At 70.6% G+C, this 18,786-nt stretch carries 16 protein-coding genes; 6 read left to right on the top strand and 10 right to left on the bottom strand.

The annotated features are described in order from the left end of the window. Positions 1 to 471: 471 nt before the first annotated feature. The 3 genes from ACZ4SA_RS01435 to ACZ4SA_RS01425 form a co-directional block, all read right to left on the bottom strand. Positions 472 to 1,146, bottom strand: coding sequence for a hypothetical protein (locus tag ACZ4SA_RS01435; protein ID WP_468268326.1), 675 nt, complete (start codon positions 1,144 to 1,146; stop codon positions 472 to 474). A gap of 716 nt (positions 1,147 to 1,862) precedes the next feature. Further along, positions 1,863 to 2,594, bottom strand: a complete 732-nt coding sequence (locus ACZ4SA_RS01430) for a DUF7873 family protein (RefSeq protein ID WP_468268323.1) — start codon at positions 2,592 to 2,594, stop codon at positions 1,863 to 1,865. Positions 2,595 to 2,669: 75 nt separating this feature from the next. Then, positions 2,670 to 2,801, bottom strand: a complete 132-nt coding sequence (locus tag ACZ4SA_RS01425) for a hypothetical protein (protein ID WP_468268320.1) — start codon at positions 2,799 to 2,801, stop codon at positions 2,670 to 2,672. Positions 2,802 to 2,889: 88 nt separating this feature from the next. Here ACZ4SA_RS01425 and ACZ4SA_RS01420 point away from each other — a divergent pair, with 88 nt between their 5' ends. The 3 genes from ACZ4SA_RS01420 to ACZ4SA_RS01410 are packed head-to-tail and all read left to right on the top strand — an operon-like array spanning position 2,890 to position 5,881. Beyond that, the gene (locus tag ACZ4SA_RS01420; RefSeq protein WP_468268317.1) at positions 2,890 to 3,102 is read left to right on the top strand and encodes a hypothetical protein; all 213 of its coding nucleotides are present in this window, start codon (positions 2,890 to 2,892) and stop codon (positions 3,100 to 3,102) included. Next, positions 3,099 to 3,869: an RNA polymerase sigma factor gene (locus tag ACZ4SA_RS01415; protein WP_468268315.1), complete on the top strand. Its 771-nt coding sequence runs from the start codon at positions 3,099 to 3,101 to the stop codon at positions 3,867 to 3,869. The genes ACZ4SA_RS01420 and ACZ4SA_RS01415 overlap by 4 nt, the downstream gene beginning before the upstream one ends. Beyond that, a complete protein-coding gene (locus ACZ4SA_RS01410; protein ID WP_468268312.1) occupies positions 3,866 to 5,881 on the top strand; it encodes a M48 family metallopeptidase in 2,016 nt (671 codons plus the stop codon). The genes ACZ4SA_RS01415 and ACZ4SA_RS01410 overlap by 4 nt, the downstream gene beginning before the upstream one ends. A 519-nt stretch (positions 5,882 to 6,400) precedes the next feature. On the opposite strand, the gene ACZ4SA_RS01405 is transcribed toward ACZ4SA_RS01410, so the two are convergent. From ACZ4SA_RS01405 to ACZ4SA_RS01385, 5 genes are all read right to left on the bottom strand, one after another. Further along, positions 6,401 to 7,384 carry a carbohydrate kinase family protein gene (locus ACZ4SA_RS01405; protein ID WP_468268309.1) on the bottom strand — a complete coding sequence of 328 codons (984 nt, stop codon included), beginning with the start codon at positions 7,382 to 7,384 and terminating at the stop codon, positions 6,401 to 6,403. A 28-nt stretch (positions 7,385 to 7,412) separates the two neighbouring features. Further along, the gene (locus ACZ4SA_RS01400; protein ID WP_468268306.1) at positions 7,413 to 8,255 is read right to left on the bottom strand and encodes a carbohydrate ABC transporter permease; all 843 of its coding nucleotides are present in this window, start codon (positions 8,253 to 8,255) and stop codon (positions 7,413 to 7,415) included. 7 nt (positions 8,256 to 8,262) lie between these two features. Next, positions 8,263 to 9,252 carry a carbohydrate ABC transporter permease gene (locus tag ACZ4SA_RS01395; protein ID WP_468268303.1) on the bottom strand — a complete coding sequence of 330 codons (990 nt, stop codon included), beginning with the start codon at positions 9,250 to 9,252 and terminating at the stop codon, positions 8,263 to 8,265. Between the two features lie 76 nt (positions 9,253 to 9,328). After that, entirely contained in the window at positions 9,329 to 10,672 is a 1,344-nt protein-coding gene (locus tag ACZ4SA_RS01390; RefSeq protein ID WP_468268300.1) for an ABC transporter substrate-binding protein, read from the bottom strand. A 54-nt stretch (positions 10,673 to 10,726) separates the two neighbouring features. Continuing rightward, the gene (locus ACZ4SA_RS01385; RefSeq protein ID WP_468268297.1) at positions 10,727 to 11,746 is read right to left on the bottom strand and encodes a LacI family DNA-binding transcriptional regulator; all 1,020 of its coding nucleotides are present in this window, start codon (positions 11,744 to 11,746) and stop codon (positions 10,727 to 10,729) included. 182 nt (positions 11,747 to 11,928) lie between these two features. Between ACZ4SA_RS01385 and ACZ4SA_RS01380 the strand changes: the two genes are divergently transcribed. Next, the gene (locus ACZ4SA_RS01380; protein WP_468268294.1) at positions 11,929 to 13,269 is read left to right on the top strand and encodes a glycoside hydrolase family protein; all 1,341 of its coding nucleotides are present in this window, start codon (positions 11,929 to 11,931) and stop codon (positions 13,267 to 13,269) included. Positions 13,270 to 13,505: 236 nt separating this feature from the next. Here the strand turns inward: ACZ4SA_RS01380 and ACZ4SA_RS01375 are convergent, their stop codons facing one another. Next, positions 13,506 to 13,580, bottom strand: coding sequence for a 50S ribosomal protein bL37 (locus ACZ4SA_RS01375; RefSeq protein WP_403856427.1), 75 nt, complete (start codon positions 13,578 to 13,580; stop codon positions 13,506 to 13,508). 159 nt (positions 13,581 to 13,739) lie between these two features. Here ACZ4SA_RS01375 and ACZ4SA_RS01370 point away from each other — a divergent pair, with 159 nt between their 5' ends. Beyond that, positions 13,740 to 16,232: a SpoIIE family protein phosphatase gene (locus ACZ4SA_RS01370; protein WP_468268291.1), complete on the top strand. Its 2,493-nt coding sequence runs from the start codon at positions 13,740 to 13,742 to the stop codon at positions 16,230 to 16,232. A 240-nt stretch (positions 16,233 to 16,472) separates the two neighbouring features. Next, positions 16,473 to 17,585: a right-handed parallel beta-helix repeat-containing protein gene (locus ACZ4SA_RS01365; protein ID WP_468268288.1), complete on the top strand. Its 1,113-nt coding sequence runs from the start codon at positions 16,473 to 16,475 to the stop codon at positions 17,583 to 17,585. A 112-nt stretch (positions 17,586 to 17,697) separates the two neighbouring features. On the opposite strand, the gene ku is transcribed toward ACZ4SA_RS01365, so the two are convergent. After that, positions 17,698 to 18,750 (bottom strand): non-homologous end joining protein Ku, encoded by a 1,053-nt coding sequence (gene ku / locus ACZ4SA_RS01360; protein WP_468268285.1) that lies wholly within the window; start codon positions 18,748 to 18,750, stop codon positions 17,698 to 17,700. Positions 18,751 to 18,786 lie beyond the last annotated feature (36 nt).

Here is an 18,786-nt window from a genome sequence, read left to right as displayed (position 1 = left end):
GCCCGCTGTCAGTTTATGCGAGGCGTCGGACCCGCTCCGTGTGGCGCAGTCCCGTGCCACGCCGGACCGTCATGTCCGGTGGCGTGCGGTGAAACGCACTGGCGTCTCCCAGCTACGGGACCCCTTTCGCCCGGGGCACGCCCGGTTGTAGCACCGCCAGTACCAGTCCCCGTTCTTCCGGCGGCGCAGGTCCACCTCGTCGAGCCGACACGCTCCGCAGCGCGGCGGCCGTGCGAAGTCTTCAGAGACTGCAGGCCCACGCTCGGGCGCGTCCCTGAGCCGCGCCCGGCTGCATTCACCCGCGGGAAGACGACGACGGGAAGACGCCGGAGCGTGGCATCCTCCCGCGAATCAGTGGCTGTGCACACCCCGGGCGCCACAGACCCACCGGCATGATGGTGGGACGGGAGGCGTCGGTCGACGGCGGCGACGGGCCCCTGCCCCGCCGTGGGACAGAGCAGGGGCCGCGCGTCAGCGCTCCTGCACGAACGCCCTGCCCTCATGGGCATCGGCGGAACAGGATTTCTTCTCCGCGGCGGTCATCATTCGGCTCTTGACGACCACGGCGTTGCTCTTGCCGTCCGTACCGTTCGCGGCCGGTCCGGTGATGGTGTCCTGCCAGAACCAGTAGTAGTGCCCCCACTTGGGGCTGTCGTAGTGGGTCTGCCAGGTGCCGGAGACCTTCTGCATCACCTGGGCGCGGGAGATCCAGCCCACTTCACCGGGCTTGACCGTCATGCCCAGGGAGCTGCTCTCCGAGTGTGTGCTCGACCAGCTGTGGCTGTAGCTTGCCGTCACGCTCAGGTCCACGATGCCCGCGATCTTGCCGCCCGCGGTGACCGAGACACCGACCGAGTCGGTCGAGCCCACGGTGTCGCTCCAGGTCATGGACTGAGTGGCATCCGACGTACTGCAGTTGTAGAGCGAGTCGGAGACCTGGCGGAACTGCCCCAGGTACGCCTCGCCCAATTGGGGGGAGTTGAAGGTGCACTTGCCCTCGCCGGAGGCGCAGTCAGCCGTCAGTTGCTGCCGTGTCGGCTGCTCATCGGCTGCTGCGGGCAGGGCGGTCGCCGCCGTAATTCCACAGACCGCCACCGTCAGGGCCAGTAACCGGCCACCGTGCCGTATGGCGCGGTTCATCGTCATCTTGTGCCTTTCCCTCGTGCATGGGGGTTGGTGAACCGGGTTACTCCGCACGGGGGTTGAGGACACCCGCAGGTGCGTCCCAGCTCACCACCTGTGCCTGCGAGGCTGTCCCAACTGCCTCCGCAGCCACACCAAGAGCAGGCAAATTGTAGTTGACGGTGAAACCGCCGCCGAGTCCTTGCCGCAGGCGGGGCGGCACCGTGGGGCGGCCGATGCTCGGCGCCCGGCGCCCCTGTACCGAATTCGTCCCGGACGTGGCGGGACCCGGGAGTCGTATCCAGCTCCCGGGTCCCTGGGGATGCCACCCAATTGCGCACGCCAGTGGCGTTTAAGGATACGGATCAGTCATAAGGCCGACGTGTTCTTCCTTTGAACTACCGCACCGTGCAAGAGGTGCAGGCTGGATTCGAACCCGCATCCGCCGGCGTTCGTCCGTACCCGTTCGATCTGGCGATCGGTGGCGATGCTGAAGCTGGAGCGAGAGTCTGAGTGTGATCGCGGCTGCCTCTGCCATGTTGGGCCACCCCGGCCTGTGTCGTGCCGGGGGAAGGACTCGAACCTTCACTGTCACCGCGTCGTCAGGCTGAACCTCAGTTTCAGCTTGCGCCCATCACGCGGACCGGTCCTCATTCCGGTCCGCGCCTGTTGCGCACCCCCGCGCTCGCACGCGGGGGCAATCGTGGGGCCGGCGCCTGGCGGCGCCGGCCGGTGTGCCGTCAGCCGAAGAGGTAGCCGAACACCGCGTCGCCGACCCGCTGGTCGGTGACCTCGGCGCTGTTGGCCTCCTCACGGGCGAACTTGACCGCGTGCTGGAGCTTCTCGACCCGCCCCAGCAGCTCGTTCACCCTGCGCGCCGGGAGCGCCCCGGAGAACTTGACCGTGGTCCAGTAACCGATCGGCACGTCCTCGTAGTACACCTCGACCTGCGCCGGGTGCTTGTCGGTCGCCTCGGCCTTGACGTGGTTGCGCGGCACCTTCTTCGTACGGATCGTGCGCACGGGGTCCGTCTTCCACCAGTCCGTCGACGGGTCCGGCGACCAGGACTCGGAGGCGTCCAGCACGGGCAGCTTCTTCACGAAGGTGTGCAGGTCGGTGAGCTGCTTCTCGAGGAAGAGCAGGTAGCTGACCGGCGCTTCGGCGACGATCGTCCGCCCGTCGACGACGACGTCCGCGCGGGCCGAGCAGTTGGCCCAGTCCTTGGTAGCGGTCACGTCGAACAGCCGGGTCAGCGACGCCGACATCTCGCGCAGCACGTCCTCGGCCATGACCTGCACACGCGTGGACTCGGGCGGCAGTTGCTCGCCCTCCTCGTCCTTCGGCTGGTACGTACGCGAGATCCCGGCCAGCAGCGCGACCTTCTGCACCTTCTGGTGGGCCGCGGTGATGTCCTGGTACGACTTGCTCTTGACGCCCTTTTCGACGGCGATGATCTGATTGAGCTTCGCCACTTCTCCCCCTTCGAACAGCAGCGAACCTACCGGAGGGGGCGGCGCCGGGTCCTGTGGTTTCCGTGCGCGGTCGCGTCAGGCCGGTCGGCCGAGGCTGCTGAGCAGTTCGGCCCACTGGTCGTCGCGCCCGGCGGCCGGGGCGGGGTGGCCGGGGCCGTCCACGGCCACCTGCGGGGCCTTTGGGAACCGCTCGGAATGCCGTCGCACCCCCGAGCCCCGTCACGGTAAACAATCCCCCGCTCCACGGCTGTTACTGGACGAAGGCTTGTCCGGCGAACAAGAGGGAGTGCTCCCGATGCAGGAATCGATGATGTTGACGGCCGCCATGGGCGTGGCGGCCTTTCTGCCGAGAGTCCTGCTGTTCTGGCTGATGTCCAGGGAGCGGCGGCGTATCGTTGCCGTCGTCTCGGAGTCCGGGAACGCGACCCTGGTCCTGGACCATCACGGGCCGGGCCGGGCCAGAGTGACGCTGTTTCCCGGCCGCAGGGACGAGGGGGAGAGCCGGTGACCGGGCAGGCGCACACATCGGGAGCGGTGAGGACGGTCGAGCCGTTCGACAGTTTCTTCGCACGCTCCTTCCCCGGCATGACGGCGAGGGCCCTGCTGCTGTGCGGTCACCCGCAGGACGCCGAGGATGCGGTGCAGGAGGCGTACGCAGCGGCCTTTGCCCGCTGGGAACGGCTGCGTCACTACGACTCTCCCGACGCCTGGGTCTACCGGATCGTCCGGCAGCGCCTGTGGGCCGTCGCCCGCGATCGGTCGCGCACCCGGCCCGCGGAGCCGGACACGCTCCGGCCACCCCCGTCGGCCGGAGTCGAACAGACGGTGGAAGCCCGTGCCGTTCTTACCGCGCTGGCCGAGCTGCCCTCCCGGCAGCGGACCGTGCTGGTGCTCAACTGTCTGGAGGGCATGACCCAGGAGGCGATCGCCGAGGAGCTGGGCCTGACCAGGGGCGCGGTCGCGTCCAGTGTCTTCAAGGCCCGCGCCAAGCTGGTGAAGGCGGTGGGCATGTCGGACAAGGCAGACGCGCGGAACGGCCGGCGGGCAGGGCGTGAGAGGCACGACGATCTCGGCCTGGTGCCCTCGCACGCACTGGAACGGCTTCGGGAACAGACTGCTGCTCCCGCCGACCCCGTCACCGCGGCCCTGCGCCGGACCGAGCTGTGGCTGCGCGCCGCCGTCGCCCGGTCACAGCGGCCGGCCCGGCAACTGGCCGCCGTACTCGCCGCCTCGGCGGACGCCCGGGCGGCAGAGACCGAGGAGGAGGACGAGTGAGCCGGTTACTACGGTCGGCCGGCGCGCTCGCCCTCGTGGTCGGGTTCCATGTGCTGGCCGTCGTCCTCATCGGCGGGTACGCGGTGTTCGGGGTGGTGATGTCCCGGGTGGTCTTCGACCCGGAGGGCGAATTCGGCCTGCCCCTGCTGCTGACGCAGATCTCCTTCGCAGCCGCCGCTCTGGTGATGCTTCCTCAGCTCGTCATGTGCGTCGGCAAGGGGGCCGGCCCCCGCCCCGGCACGGCGGCGGTGGACCTCGACGACGCTTTCGGCCTGTGGGAGACCGTCCTGGACCTGGCCGACCGGATCGAGGTGCCCGCTCCGACGGAGATCCGCCTGACCATGGAGGCCAACGCCGCGGTCAGCGAGCAGGCGGGCGGCCGGGGCGGGACGTGGGAGCGGCGCCTGTACGTGGGGGTGCCGCTGCTGGCCGGACTGAGGGCCGACGAACTGCGGGCCGTACTCGCGCATGAACTCGCCCACTACGCACAGGGACACACCCGCTTTGCCGCGACGGTCTACCGGGGAGCGATCGGTCTGGACGCGGCACGCGAGAGCTTCGCCAAGCCGGAGGCCGGGAATCCCATCGTCACCGTCTACACGGGCTTCCAGCATCTGACGCTGAGTCTGTACGCCTGGCTCTACAACGCGCTGTCCTTCGCCGTACGTCGCCGACAGGAACTGGAGGCGGACGCGACGGCAGCGGCGGTGACGGGCAGGGACGCGGCCGTCCGGGCCCTGGTGTCCGTGGAAACGGTAGCCGCCGCGTGGCAGGACTTCCGCTCACGGGTGCTGACGCCCATGGCGGTTCTGGGCCGTCTGCCGGACGACCCGGTGCGTGCCTTCGACGCCGTGCTCACCGATCCGCGGTACGCGCAGACCCGGGTGCGCCAGGTGGCGGGGGAAGCGCGGCACCCGGTGGCCGTGCGTCATCCGTTCGACTCGCATCCACCGCTGGAACAGCGGCTGGACGCGCTGCGGGCACTGCCGGAAGGGCAGGCAGAACCGGATCCGCGCCCCGCCTACGTGCTCGTCAACGACGAAGGGACCCTTCCGGACCGGGTGCTCGCCGCGCTGCTTCTGCCGCGGACGCACCGTCGTGAGCACCCGCCGCGGCCCTGGTCCGACTGGCTGACGGAGGCGGCGGAAGTCCGGGCGGTACGCGCAGTCGAGGAGTTGGACCCGGCGATGGGGCTCATCGCGCTCGCTCGCCCGACGACGGGCGGCGTCCTGGACCTGCTGACCGGCGCGCGCGGCGGCGAACTCGCCGACGCGCTGCGGGACACGGGCTGGGGCGAGCGGTGGGAAGCCGCGCCCTCGCCCCATGCCCCCCGAGGAGCCAGGGCGGAAGAGTCCCCCCGGCACGGCGGGACGTGGTGGACGCAGCACATGGCCGATCGGTGGCAGGAGCGGGGAGAGACCCCGGGCGAGGACCGTGGCCGACACGTCCCGCACGGCGTCGAGGAACAGCGGGAGGCCGATGCCCGGCGGGCCGTCCTCGCGCTCGAACTGCTGGCCGGACAAGCGCTGGTGGCCGCGCGCCGGGCCCGGTGGGTCTTCCGCATGCACGGCCCCGGCCGGGCCGTGGCCGAGGACCCGGCGGCGGCCGAAGCTCTGGAGCTGGTCCCGGCCGCGCTGACCGACCCGAACAGCGCCGACAGGCTGCGCGCCATTCTGCTGCTTTGCGGGGTCTCGCTCGAGACGGAGCTGAGCGCGGCGGGCTCGGACTCCGCCCTGCGGATTCCACCCGGGTCCGCGGCGGCGGAGGAGCCGGAGGGCAAGCCGGCGCGGCCCGCGTTCCCGGTGGCCGTCTTCCTCATGGCCCTGGTCGCACTGCTGCTGTTCACGCTGCGCTGGGACATGGAGAACGAGCAGCGCTCACGGCCGCCGCTGCCGTCGCTACCGGACCGGTACCCTCCGCCGACACCGCTCTTCCACCCCACCTGCCCGCCCGGCCACCTCACGTACAGCGGCCTGTGCGTGCGGATTCCCCGGCCGCAGCCCACCAGGTGAACAAGGGCCTGCGTTCGGGAAGGAAGGGCTGACGTCCCGCACGGTGAAGAAAACCCGCTGGGTTTCCTCGCACTTGGTCGAGGGAGCGCCGGCAGGCGAGCGAGTCCCCCCGACCGGGACCCCTGTTCGACCTGCACGTTCCACGATCGGTTGAGATACGGCTTCTCGCGTCAGGTCAGGTCGGCTCACGGCAGCAGCCGGGCGAGTGGTTCACCAATTCCGCCAGTGCCGGCGTGTACTGGTGCCGCCGCCCAGGGTCGTGAGGATGCGGTGTGCTTCCGCACGGAAGGCGGCGAGGTCCCGGGCTCAGCGGTGGAGGTTGGCGGGGGCTCTGAGGAGGGCGGCCGGTTCGACGCGGTGGCTCGTGCCGACGGTGCCCGTGGCGGCCGCGATGAGGGTGGCCGCCGCTCGAGCGCGTTCCACCTGACCCGGTCGGCGCCGGTGGGGCCACCCGGCTCGGGGCGCTTTGCGGCGGCGTCCATGAACGTGCCTCGAGGTGAGGTGCGCCACCGGCACGGTTCAGGGACTGGTGCTCGACGGCAGTTGGTCCGCCCACGGTGGATCTGCGCCGGGCACCTCACAGGTCCGGGCGGCGACCTTGGCCGCGTAGGCGCAGGCGTCGGCGGTTTCGTCGATGGTCAGTCCGTCCAGACGGCCGCCGAGTCGGCCGATTGCGGCCAGGTGGTGCAGGAGGCCGGCGGTGAAGGAGTCCCCGGCGCCGACGGTGTCGGCGACACGGGTGGGCTGGTGCGGAACGGTGATGCGGGTGCCGTCGAGAGAGGCAAGGGCGCCGCGGTCGCCAAGGGTGACCACGACGAGGTGTGCGCCGGCGGAGTGGAGGGTGTCGCAGGCTTCGTCCAGGTCGGCGCCGGGGAGCAGGTTGGCCAGGTCGTCCTCGCTGAGGCGGAAGATGTCGGCGAGTTCGCACCAGCGCTCGAGGCGCTCTTGGTAGACGGCGGGCTCCACCAGCAGCGGGCGGACGTTGGGGTCGAGGGAGATGGTCGTGTGCCGGCGGGCCGATGTGAGGTGTTCTTCGATGCGGGAGCCGCCTGGATCCCGTACGAGTGCCAGTGAGCCGGTGTGCAGGCAGGTGCTGCTGTCCAGGGGTGCGGCGGCCAGTTCAGGGTCGGACCACTGCCAGTCGGCGGTGCCCTCGGCGTAGAAGGAGTAGGTGGCCTGCCCGTCGGGGCGGAGGTCGGCGATGGCGAGGGTGCTCGGCTCGGGTGCGGTGATGCAGGCGGTCAGATCGACGCCGGATCGGGTGAGGCGGGCGCGGAAGAGCTCGCCGAAGACGTCACGGGAGATCCGGCCGAGGAATCGGGTGGGCGTGCCCAGCCGGGCGAGTGCGACCGCGGTGTTGGCCGGTCCGCCGCCGGGCAGCACCCGCAGGGTGAGGTCGTGCGGTCCGGGGCCCGTCTCCGAGTGGGGGGTCGGGTTGGTGAAGACGTCGGCGACGCACTCGCCGAGGACGGTGACCGCGTGGCCGGCCGCTTGGGGGTTCATCGGGTCGCTGCCTTTCTGTGGTGCACGTTCAGCCCTTGACGGCGGCGCTGGCGACGCCCTGGACGAACCATCGCTGGAACAACGCGAAGACGATCAGGACGGGGAGGACCAGGAGGACGCCGAAGGCGAGGATCTGGCCCCAGTCCGGGGGCTGCTGCCCCTGGAAGACGCTCATCTCCAGGGGGAGGGGACGCACCGACGGATCGGAGACCATCAGCACCGGCCACAGGAACGAGCCCCACTGGATGAGGAAGGTGAGGATCGCGACCGAGGCGAACACCGGCTTGGACATCGGCATGATGATCGCGAAGAAGGTGCGCCAGGGACCCGCGCCGTCCAGCCGGGCCGCCTCCTCGATGCTCGGCGGGATCTTCCGGAAGAACGTGTGGAACTGGTAGACGGCGAAGGCGTTGGCGATGAACGGCAGCGCCTGGATGTAGACCGTGTTGCGCTGACCGTTGAACATGTAGAACAGCGGCACCGCCACCGACTCGAACGGGATCAGCATCAGCAGCAGGACGAGGGTGAACACCGCCCCCTGGCCCCGCCACTTCAGCCGTGACAGGCCGTAGGCGGCCATCGAGTTGACGATCAGCCCGCCGGTCACCACGACGAACGCCAGCAGCACCGACACTCCCATGAACTGCCAGAAGTAGCCGGTGCTCTCGGAGCTGAGGCTGTCGAGGACGGCGGCGTAGTTGTCGAAGGACAAGTGGGTGGGCAGGAAGCCGGACAGGCCGCTGAGGACCTCGTCGGACGGCTTGAGGCTGCCGAGGAAGAGGTAGAGGGCGGGGAGGGCGAAGATGAACGCCAGGATGCTCAGGACGCCGTAGTCGGCGAAGCGGCGTACGGCTGTACGGGTCATGGCCATGGTTCGGTCAGTCCTCGTTGTCGGGCCGGACGACACGGCGCTGGATGATCGTCAGGGAGACGACGATCAGGAAGAACACCACCGTGATGGCCGATGCCTGGCCGACGTTGTTCTGGTCGAAGGCCGTGGTGACGGCCTGGTACATCACCGTGCGGGTGGCGTCCTCGTCGAGGCCGCCGCCGCGGACGAGGATGTACACCTGGTCGAACACGCGGAACGACAGCACCGAGGTGAGCATGACGACGAACACCAGGGTGCCGCGGATGCCGGGCAGGGTGATGTGCCGGAACTGCTGCCACAGCGAGGCCCGGTCGAGCTGCGCGGCCTCGTAGAGCTCGCTCGGGATCTGCTGGAGTCCGGCCAGCAGAATGACCATCTGGAAGCCGACGCCCTGCCAGATGGACAGCACGACGATCGAGGCCATGGCGGTGGCGGTGTCACCGAGCCAGTCGAAGGCGCCCCAGTGGCCGAAACTCACCGCGTCCAGCAGGGAGTTGAGCATGCCTTGCTCGCTGCGGGCAAGGATCAGCCGCCAGATCACGGCGACCAGCGCCATCGGGAAGACGACCGGCATGAAGAAGAAGGACCGGAACAGGCCGATCGCCTTCAGCTTGCGGTTGAGCAGGATCGCCAGCGCCAGCGCCAGAGCGGTCTGGAGCGGTACGACGGCCGCGGCGAAGGTGAGGTTGTTCAGCAGGGCCCGCAGGAACGGTCCGGACATGTCGGGGTCGGTGAACAGCCGCCGGTAGTGCTCCAGTCCGAAGAACGACGGCTCCAGCGGGGAGCCGAGGCGGACGTTGTAGAAGGAGAGCACCACGGCGTAGCCGAACGGGATGCCGACGAAGGCGATGAGACCGCCGACGCCCGGGGCGGACATCAGCAGTCCGTGCACCCATTCGCGGTTCTTGCGCGCCGGCTTCGAGCGCTTCGCGGAGGTCGCCGGTGGGGCCTTCTCCCGGCGTGAAGGCGCGGCGTGCGCGGGTTCCAGGGTTTTCACGGGTCGGTCCTGTTCCTGGCGGGGCAGGCACGGTTGCCGCGTGCCTGCCCGGCCGCTCGGGTCCTACGGTTCGGTCCTACGGGATCTGGTAGCCGGCGTTGTCGGAGAAGTCCTGGTCGATGGCGCGGGCGGCCTTGGCCAGGGCGTCCTTGGGGTCTGCGCCGCCGTAGACCGAGTTCAGGGCCTCGCCGAACTTGGCGGTGATCGTGGGGTATCCGGCGGTGACCGGGCGGGTGGCGGCGACGCAGGAGACGCTGATGTCGCTGTCACCGCAGGGCTTGGCGAGCTGGTCGGCGAAGAGCTGCAGCGGGCCGCCTTCCTTGTAGAGCTCACTGGCGGCGAGCGCGGATTCGGTAGCGGGCACCGCGCCGTTGGCCTTGGTCATCGCGGTGACGTTGGTGTCGTTGAGGAGGTAGTCGAGGAAGGCGCCCGCTGCCTTGGCGTTCTTGGTGTTCGCACCGACGCCCCAGGCCCAGGAGCCCTGGCCGGTCTTGGGGCCGTTGCCGAAGTCCGGCAGCGGCAGGACGACGAGGTCCTTGCCCAGGGCTTCGCTGTAGGCGGGGTACGTCCAGTGGCCGACCCAGCTGAGGGCGACCCGGCCCTTGGCGAAGGCGTTGCCGTCGGTGTTGGGGTCGACGTACGTCTTCCACGACTGGAAGGTCTTCATCGCCGACGCCACCTGCGGGGTGTCGAGGACGTCCGCTGCCTTGCCGTCCTTGAGCAGGGAACCGCCGGCCGACCAGACGATCGGGGCGAAGCCGTAGGTGCCCCATTCGGTGGCCAGACCGTACTGCTCCGAGATGTCGAGGACCTTGCCGTCGGGGTCCTTGGCCTTCAGCGCCTTGAGCGCGGCGGTGAACTCGTCGGCCGTCCAGCCGTCGGCGATGCCCGTGGGGTACTTCACGCCGGCCGCGTCCAGCAGCTTCTTGTTGGCGTAGATGCCGAGCCCGGAGTCGTACATGCCCAGGCCGTAGTGCTTGCCGTCGATCTCGCCCTGCGCCTTGACGGCGTCGGTGGCGTTGTCGAGGGTCTCGGCGGAGACGTGGCCGTCGATCGGGGCGAGCTTCTTGTTGTAGACGAAGTTCGCCATGGTCGGGCCGTCGAACTCCAGCACGTCCGGCAGTTCGGAGGCGTCAGTGGCGGTTATGGTCTTGGTGTAGTCCTGGTCGGGTATCAGCTTCAGCTCGGCCTTGATGTCGTTCTGCGAGGAGTTGAACGACTTCACCGCGTTCTGCAGCGCGGTGGCCTCGCTCTCCTGGCCCTGGTGGGCCCAGACGCTGACGGTGCCCTTGCCGCTGCCCTCCTCGGCGGATGCGTCCGTACCGCCGCCCCCGCCGCACGCGGCCAGCGCGGCCAGGGGAAGGACGAGGGCCAGACCCGTACGGGCCGTACGGCGCAGCTCTCTGCTTCGGGTGTTCATGGGTGGTGCCTCCGTGCCGGGGTGGGGTTCGGGGTACTTCGGGGTGGGGGCTTGCTACTGGGGCCCGCGGGGGTTGGGCGGGGCGGTGGTCTCGCGCAGCACCAGGCGGAGGGGCATCTGTACGTGACCGGGCGGTTCGGTGCCCGGCTGGTCGAGCTGGTCCAGCAGCAGCCGGGCGGCTTCCGCGCCTTGGCCGGCGACGGGTTGCGCGACGGTGGTCAGCCCGATCACCTCGGCGAGTTCGTGGTCGTCGAAGCCGACCACGGACACGTCGTCGGGCACCGTGAACCGGTGGCGGCGAAGCACCCGCAGCGCGCCCATCGCCATCTCGTCGGACTGCGCGAACACGGCGGTCGGCGGCCGGGAGGCGGCCAGCAGCTCGGTCATCGCGCGCTCGCCGCCCTCGACCGTGTAGCCGCCGTCCACCTCCAGTGCCGGGTCATGCGCGATGCCCGCGTCGGCCAGCACGTCCAGGTACGCCTGGCGGCGCTGGACGGGGGTGGTCCAGTGGAGCGGTTCGCTCGCGCCGGAGATCATGCCGATCCGGCGGTGTCCCAGGTTCACCAGATGCCGCACGGCGCCGGTGGCGCCGGCGTGGTCGTCGATGCCGACCACGGTGAAGCCGTCCCTGGCTCCTCCGACGGTCGTGGCCAGCGGCACCCCGAGAGAGCGCAGCGCGGCGGCCTCCTCCTCGTCGGGGATCAGCAGGGACAGCACCGCGTCCACCCGTTTGCGCACCGGCAGCTGGGCGAAGAAACGCTTGCGTGCCTCCGGCGTTCCCAGGTTGTACAAGAGGAGGTCGTAGCCGGCAGCGCTGAACACCTTCTCGGCGGCGTCCAGCACGGTGCCGAAGAACCAGCGACCGACGTACGGGGCGATGACCCCGATGGTGAAGGTGCGCCCGCCGGCCAGCGTGGAGGCCGACCGCGAGGCGGTGTAGCCGAGTTCGGCGGCGACGGCCGTGATATGCGCTCGTACCTCGTCCGAGACGCCCGGCCGGCCACGCAGGGCGCGGGACACGGTGGATGCGGAGACGCCGGCGGTGCGGGCGACGTCGGTGATGCTGACCGTCACGGGGGCGGTCCTCCCGTCGGTTTCACGTGGGTGTGATCTGGAGGTGACGTGACCGTAAACCCACCCCCTTCATTGCGCAAGCGTTTGCGTTCATATTTACTTGGGTCGATTCTCAACCGAGATCCACCAGACCCGCGATCAGCGCACACGCTTGAGCGCTGTCCAGCCGACAGGAAGTGCGCATGCGATACGCCCCGCCCGGCCTCTGCGTGAACGACTTCGCCCTGCTGCGCGACGACGACGGCAGCTACGCGGTGCTTCATCTGCAGGGCCCGTGGACGAGTGAGTTCGACCATCTGCGGATGGAGACCTCCTACGGCCGGGCCACCTCCACCGACCTGGTCCACTGGCGGCCCGAGGGCACCGTCTTCGGCAACGGCCTGCCCGGCAGGTTCGACCAGCAGGCCGTCTGGACCATGCACCCCGTCCGGCACGGCGCCGGGACGGCGATGTTCTACACCGGCGTCTCCGGGCTCACCCCGGGCGGCCGGCCGCTGCAGTCAGTCGGCCTGGCGTACTCCGACCGCACCGACGGCACCGGCTGGCACCGTCACGGCACCGGGCCGGTCGTGGAAGCGGACGCGCGGTGGTATCTCACCGGTGAACGCATGGGCTGGCGCGACCCGTTCGTCGTACGCGACGACGAGTCGGACGGCTGGGTCATGGTCGTCTGCGCCCAGGACGCCTCCCTGCCCGTCGAGGTCAGCGGCTGCGTCGCCCTGGCCACCTCCGACGACCTCGAGCACTGGACCGTGCACCCGCCGCTCATCTCCCCGGGCGACGTCGACGAGCTGGAGTGCCCCGTCCTGGAACGCCTCGACGACGGCGGCTGGCTGCTGATCGGCTCCATCGGCGCCACCCGGGGCTTCGAGGCATGGACGGCGCCCCGTCTGCGCGGCCCGTGGACCCGCCACGGCCCGCTCGGCCCGGCCGGCTCGTACGCCCCCCGGGTCATCGACGCCCCCGACGGCTCCCGGGTCGTGCTGCACACCACCCCTCGCCGGGTCGGCCTCACCGACACCGGCGAACGCTGCCGCGGAATGCTCGCGCAGCCGAAACTCCTGGTCACGCCCCCGAACGAGGCACCTCGCCTGGAATGGTGGCCCGGCCTGGAGACCTGGCTCGGCGAGGCCACCGACCAGCCCGCCCTGCACGCGGTCGGAGACATCAGCGTCTTTGGCCGCATGGAGGTCGCCCTGCGCACCGATGACGAGGGCCCGGCCCTCGCCGTCGGCTGTGACGGCACGAACCTCTGGGTCACCGGCCCCGGCGGAGGCAGGCTCGGCGAGACCGTCCTGACCAAGCCGGCCGCCTCCCTGCGCATCCTCACCATCGGTGAGTACGTCGAGGTCTACGCGGACGGCGTCTTCGTTCTGACGACCCTGTGCTACTCGGGACGCCCCGCCACGTGGGCGGCGATATCGGACGGACGGATCCGCACAGTCCCCACCCGTCCGATCCACCTGCCCGATCCTCACCGCGACGACGCCTCGGCCGTCTGGCCCGGCCCTTCGCCCCGCTGACCAGAGCCCACAGGACGACCGACAAACCCAGGCATCCCCGGCCACGGCGCCGCCCCTCGCGCGGGGCGGGGAGGGGTGACCGCCGCCGAGGAACTGGTGCGTCTCATGGCGGCACGGCACGCCCCGTGATGTTCCGGCTGTGTCCCGCCGCCTCCGGCCCGGAGGCGGCGGGGCGCAGCCGTACCGCCTCAGAGCCGGGCGGTCACCGGGCCGGGGGGCCCGGGCCGCCCCGCGCGTCAGCTGTTGGGGCGCTTGCCGTGGTTCGCGCCCTTCTTCTTGCGGGCTCGTCGCTTGTTGCCTCGCTTGGACATGGCGTACCTCCGTCGTGTGCAGAACATTCAGGGAGATTCCGGGAGATTCCGGGCCCCAGTCAGTCTAGGTTCGGGCTCCGGGGCCCGCACCCAGGTGCCGTGGCGCCGGCCGGGCTTCATCGGTTGTGCGAGGACACGCACGGGACGATTCTTAAAGTAATGAACCGTGTTGGCCCGGCGTCGACGAGTACGTGGTGCGCGGCGGGCGCGTGGAGCGCACAGAACGCCGCGGAAAGTGCCGACTTCCGTGGCCCGCTCGACATCGCCGTGGCGGCCACGGTGGTACTCGACGACCAGGACAGGGTCATTGGATGGAGCCCGGGGGCCGAGGATCTCCTGGGATACCCGGCCGCCGAGGTCGTCGGCCGGCCTGTGGACGCTTTTCTGTCGGGCGGGCCGGTGCCCGCCGCGGGCTCCGGACACGGCCTCCCGCTCAGCGGCAGCGACATCCGCGTCGCACGGCACCGGGACGGCCACTCGCTGTCGGTGGCCACCACGGTGGGCGAGCTGTCCGAAGGCGGCAGGGCGGCACGGGTTCTCGTGGCCGCGGAGCTGGAGCGTCTGCGGCTGTGGGAGTCGCGGCTGGCGATGCTGCAGGGGCTCGCCACGCAGTCCCCGCTCGGGCTGGCCATCTACGACACCGACCTGCGGCTGATCTGGGACAACTCCGCGTCGGGCCACGAGATCGGCCGACCGTTCGCCCAGTACCGGGGGATGCGGTCCGACGAACTCTATCCGGGCGGCAAGGTCATCACCGAGGGGTATCCGGAGAGTCTCAACGAGGTCATGCGCGACGTCCTCGAGACCGGGGAGCCCGTACTCGACCTGCACTTTCTGGCGCAGATGCCCAGCGAGCCCGGGGCGGACCATGTCTGGTCCTGCTCGTACTACCGGCTCCAGGACGCGGAAGGGCATGTGCTCGGGGTGTGCGAGGACGCCTTCGACATCACCGACCGCTATGTGGCCCAGAAGCGGCTGGCCCTGCTCGTGGATGCGGGCCGGATGATCGGCACCACGCTGGACGTGGCGGCCACGGCGCGGGAGATCGCGGAGGTGGTCGTACCGGATTTCGCCTCGTCGGTCGCGGTCGACGTCGTGCAGGCCGTGCTGGACGGCGAGGATCCGCGTGCGGCCACCGGGGCGCGGGCCGCACTGGTGCGGGTGGTCGGCCCGGCGGACGGTGAGGTGACGGCGGGCACCGAGGGGTTGCCCCGGCTCGTGGACCACCCGCCCGGTTCGCCCCAGCGGCGCAGCCTCGCCTCCGGCGGGCTCGTGGTCGACGAGAACGTGCTCGTCGTGCCGTTGCGGACGGGCGCCGCACCGCTGGGGCTGGTGACCTACACCCGTGACCTGCGTCCGTTCTTCTTCGACAACGGCGAGGTCGCGCTCGCCGACGAGCTGACGACGCGCGCGGCCGTGTGCATCGACAACGCGCGCCGCTTCACCCGTGAGCGGGCCGCGGCCCTCACCCTGCAGCGCCAGCTGCTGCCGCAGCATCTTCCGCGGCGGTCCGCGGTCGAAGTCGCCCACCGCTACCTGCCGGCCGACGGCGTGACCGGCGTGGGCGGGGACTGGTTCGACGTCATCCCGTTGTCGGGCGCCCGGGTGGGCCTGGTGGTCGGGGACGTCGTGGGGCACGGGCTGGCCGCGGCGGCCACGATGGGCCGGCTGCGTACGACGGTGGAGGCGTTGGCCAAGCTGGACATGCCCCCCGAGGAACTGCTGACACGGCTCGACGATCTGGTGGGCCGGCCGTCGGAGCCGGAGGGGCGGCAGGAGGCGGAGCAGGGCCTCGCGCCTGACCTCCCGCCGGCCGAGGCCGACGCGCCCGGCGGCCCGCACCCCGACGTCACGACCGGGGCGACCTGCCTGTACGCGGTCTACGACCCGGTCACCTGCCGGTGCGCGATGGCCCGGGCCGGACATCTGCCGCCGCTCGTCGTGCCCCCCGACGGCGCGCTCTCCTTCCCGGACCTGCCGGCCGGACCGCCGCTGGGTCTCGGAGGGCTGCCGTTCGAGTCCCTGGAGGTCGAACTGCCGACGGGAACCCTGCTCGCGCTGTTCACCGACGGCCTGGTCGAGTCCCGTGACCGCGACGTCGAGCAGGGGCTCGACACCCTGAGGCGAGTGCTGAGCGCCCACGACAGGCCGTTGGAGGAGCTGTGCGAGCGGGTGGTGGCGGAGCTGCTGCCGGGGGGTACGACGGCCGACGACACGGCGCTGCTCCTGATCCGCACCCGCGAACTCGACGCCGACCATGTCGCCGCGTGGGAACTCCCCGCCGAGAAGGTCGCGGTGGGCCACGCCAGGGAGCTCGCGACGGAGCAGCTGGGCGAATGGGGGTTGGACGAGCTGGGGTTCTCGACCGAGCTCGTGGTCAGCGAGCTGGTCACCAACGCCGTCCGGTACGCCGAAGGGCCGCTGCAACTCCGCCTCATCCGCGACCGGACGCTGCTGTGCGAGGTCGCGGACTCCGGTCACACGTCACCGCATCTGCGCCACAGCACGGTCGAGGACGAAGGGGGCAGGGGGCTGTTCATCGTCTCGCAGCTGGTCCAGCGGTGGGGGACGCGCTACTCGCAAGCGGGCAAGACCATCTGGACGGAGCAGGCCTTGCCGACGGACGGCGACGGGGAGCTCCCGTTCGGCTGACGCCGCCAGGGGCGAGCGTCGGGCCGGGCATGTCTTTTCGGACGGGCGGGATGCGGGGGCGGCCCCTGGAGGGGCCGACAGGGGGAAGCGGGACCCCGGTCGGACGTGTGGGTGTGCCGTGTCCTCGGAGCCGTGAATACGTTGGCGGCCCGGCCGGGGTGTCCGGCCGACGGTTCTCGATTGCCCGGTTCCATGCCCGGATCCGGGGTGCGAGCGCCCCCACGAGAGAGCGGAATCGGAATGGCAACTCGACTTGTCAGGGCGGCCGCCCGCCTGAGCCTCTGTGTCGTCACCGCGATCGCCGGTCCGCTGGTGACGACGTCGGCAGCGGCCGACGGGCGACACGACCTCGTGGTCCCCATGGACCATCCGACGATCCAGGCAGCGGTCGACGCCGCCGACGCCGGTGACCGGATCGCCGTCCGGCCGGGTGTCTACCGGGAACAAGTGGTGATCGACAAGGACGTTTCCATCGTCGGATCGGGCGACCGGAGGACGACGATTCTGGCCCCGCGGACTCTGGCTCCCGGCGTCGGCGGCAGCAACTCGATCGTGGAGATCCGCAACGGCGCGTCCGTCTCGCTGTCCCGCCTCGCCGTCAGCGGGCCGGGCCCCGGCACGTGCGAGAACGGCGCTCTCGGCTCCGGCATCCGCGTGCTCGAGGGCGCTCATCTCGACCTCGGCCACGCCGCCGTGACCCACATCACCGACACCCCCGCCGCACCCTGCTTCCGCAGCGCCAACGCCGTCCGCATCGGGGAACCGATGACCAGTACGGGTTCGGCGACCATTCGTCACACCGAGATCACGGGCTACCAGGGCGCGGGCGTGGTCGTCCTCAACGAGGGTTCCACCGCCGCCGTCGAGCACAGCACCGTCACCGGGCACCCCACGTTGTCGACCGATGGCATCGAGTTCGTGGCCGGCTCGGCAGGCCGTGTCACCCACAGCACCATCAGCGAGAACGAGTGCCGGGAGCCCGACCCGGGCTGCGGCCCCGACTTCTTCAACGAGGTCCAGCACGCGGGCATCCTCGCCGACTCGCCGGGCACCGTCCTGCGGCACAACCGGATCGAAGGCAACCAGGTCGGAATCGACGTCGCAGGCGGAGGCGTCGACATCGGACACAACAGCATCCGGTGGAACTCGTATGTCGGGATCGCACTCCGGGACGGTTCCTTCACGGTCCACAAGGACCGGATCCGGGGCGGCGTACACGGTGTCGCAGTCGTCGCATCGGCTGTCGGCCCACACGCGGTGCTCGACGGTGTACGGATCAGGCAGACGTCGGGCGCACCCGTGCAGACCTTCGAGTGCTGCGGCACCACGGCCACCGCCACCGTGGGGCGCTGACCGCCCGGACGCGGTGGCGGGGGAGATTCTGACCAGGGGGGGCGGCGCTCGAACGCCGGGAGGAGATTTCGGCCGAGCGCCACCGGACGCCGCCCACCGCGCCCGGACACCGTCACGCCGAGGAGCGCTTCTTCGCGGACGGGGCCGCCCTCTTGGCGGTGGACCTGGCCGTCGACTTCGCCGTGGACTTGGTGGACGTCTTCGAAGAGGACTTCTTCGCCGCCGACGACGTGGACTTGGCCGCCGCCGTCTTCTTGGCGGCGGTCTTCTTCGCGGTGGTGGAGGTCGACTTCTTCGCCCCGCCCGGCGACTTCGGTGAGGCTGCGGCCCGCCGCCCCTTGATCGGCGTCACCTCCGCCTCACGGGCTTCTTCCGCGCCCTCGCCCCGCGCCTCCTGTGCGGCGCGCACACTGCTCTCCAGAGCGGCCATCAGGTCGATGACCTTGCCGCCCTCGCGCTCCGGCGGCGCCGTCCCGGGGGCCGCGCCCCCGCCCTCGGCCTTCGCAGCGATCATGGCCTCGACCGCCTCGCGGTAGTCGTCGTGCAGGGACTCGAGGTCGACCTCGCCGAGGGTGTTCATCAGCGCGTCGGCCAGGTCGAGTTCGGCGTCCCGCACGGTGACGTCGCTCTGCGGGGCGACCCCCTCCGGCTCCCTGATCTCGTCCGGCCACAGCAGCCCGTGCATGGCGATCACGTCGTCGACGACCCGCAGCATACCGAGCCGCTCGCGTCCGCGCAGTGCGAACTTGGCGATGGCCACACGCTGACTGCGTTTGAGCGCCTCACGCAGGAGCGTGTAGGGCTTGGCGGCCGGTACGCCGTTGGCGGAGAGGTAGTAGGCCGTGTCCATCTGGAGCGGGTCGATCTCGGAGGCGGGGACGAAGGCGACGATCTCGATCGTCTTCGCGGTCGGCAGCGGGAGGGAGGCGAGGTCCTCGTCCGTGATCGGGATCATCGAGCCGTCGGCGTCCTCGTACGCCTTGCCTATCTCGGCCTGCGTCACCTCCTTCTCCTCCAGTTCGCACACCTTGCGGTAGCGGATCCGGCCGCCGTCGGCGGCGTGGATCTGTCGGAAGGAGACGGAGTGGTTCTCCGTCGCGTTGACGAGCTTGACCGGGATGCTGACCAGCCCGAATGAGATCGCGCCGTTCCAGATGGATCGCACGTTTCATCCCTTTCGCCCGAGATTCATGGGATTCTC

It is taken from the genome of Streptomyces sp. NPDC027962, from assembly GCF_055566095.1.
Note: the sequence above shows the minus strand (reverse complement) of the source record. Positions and strands in the feature narration are given on the sequence as shown.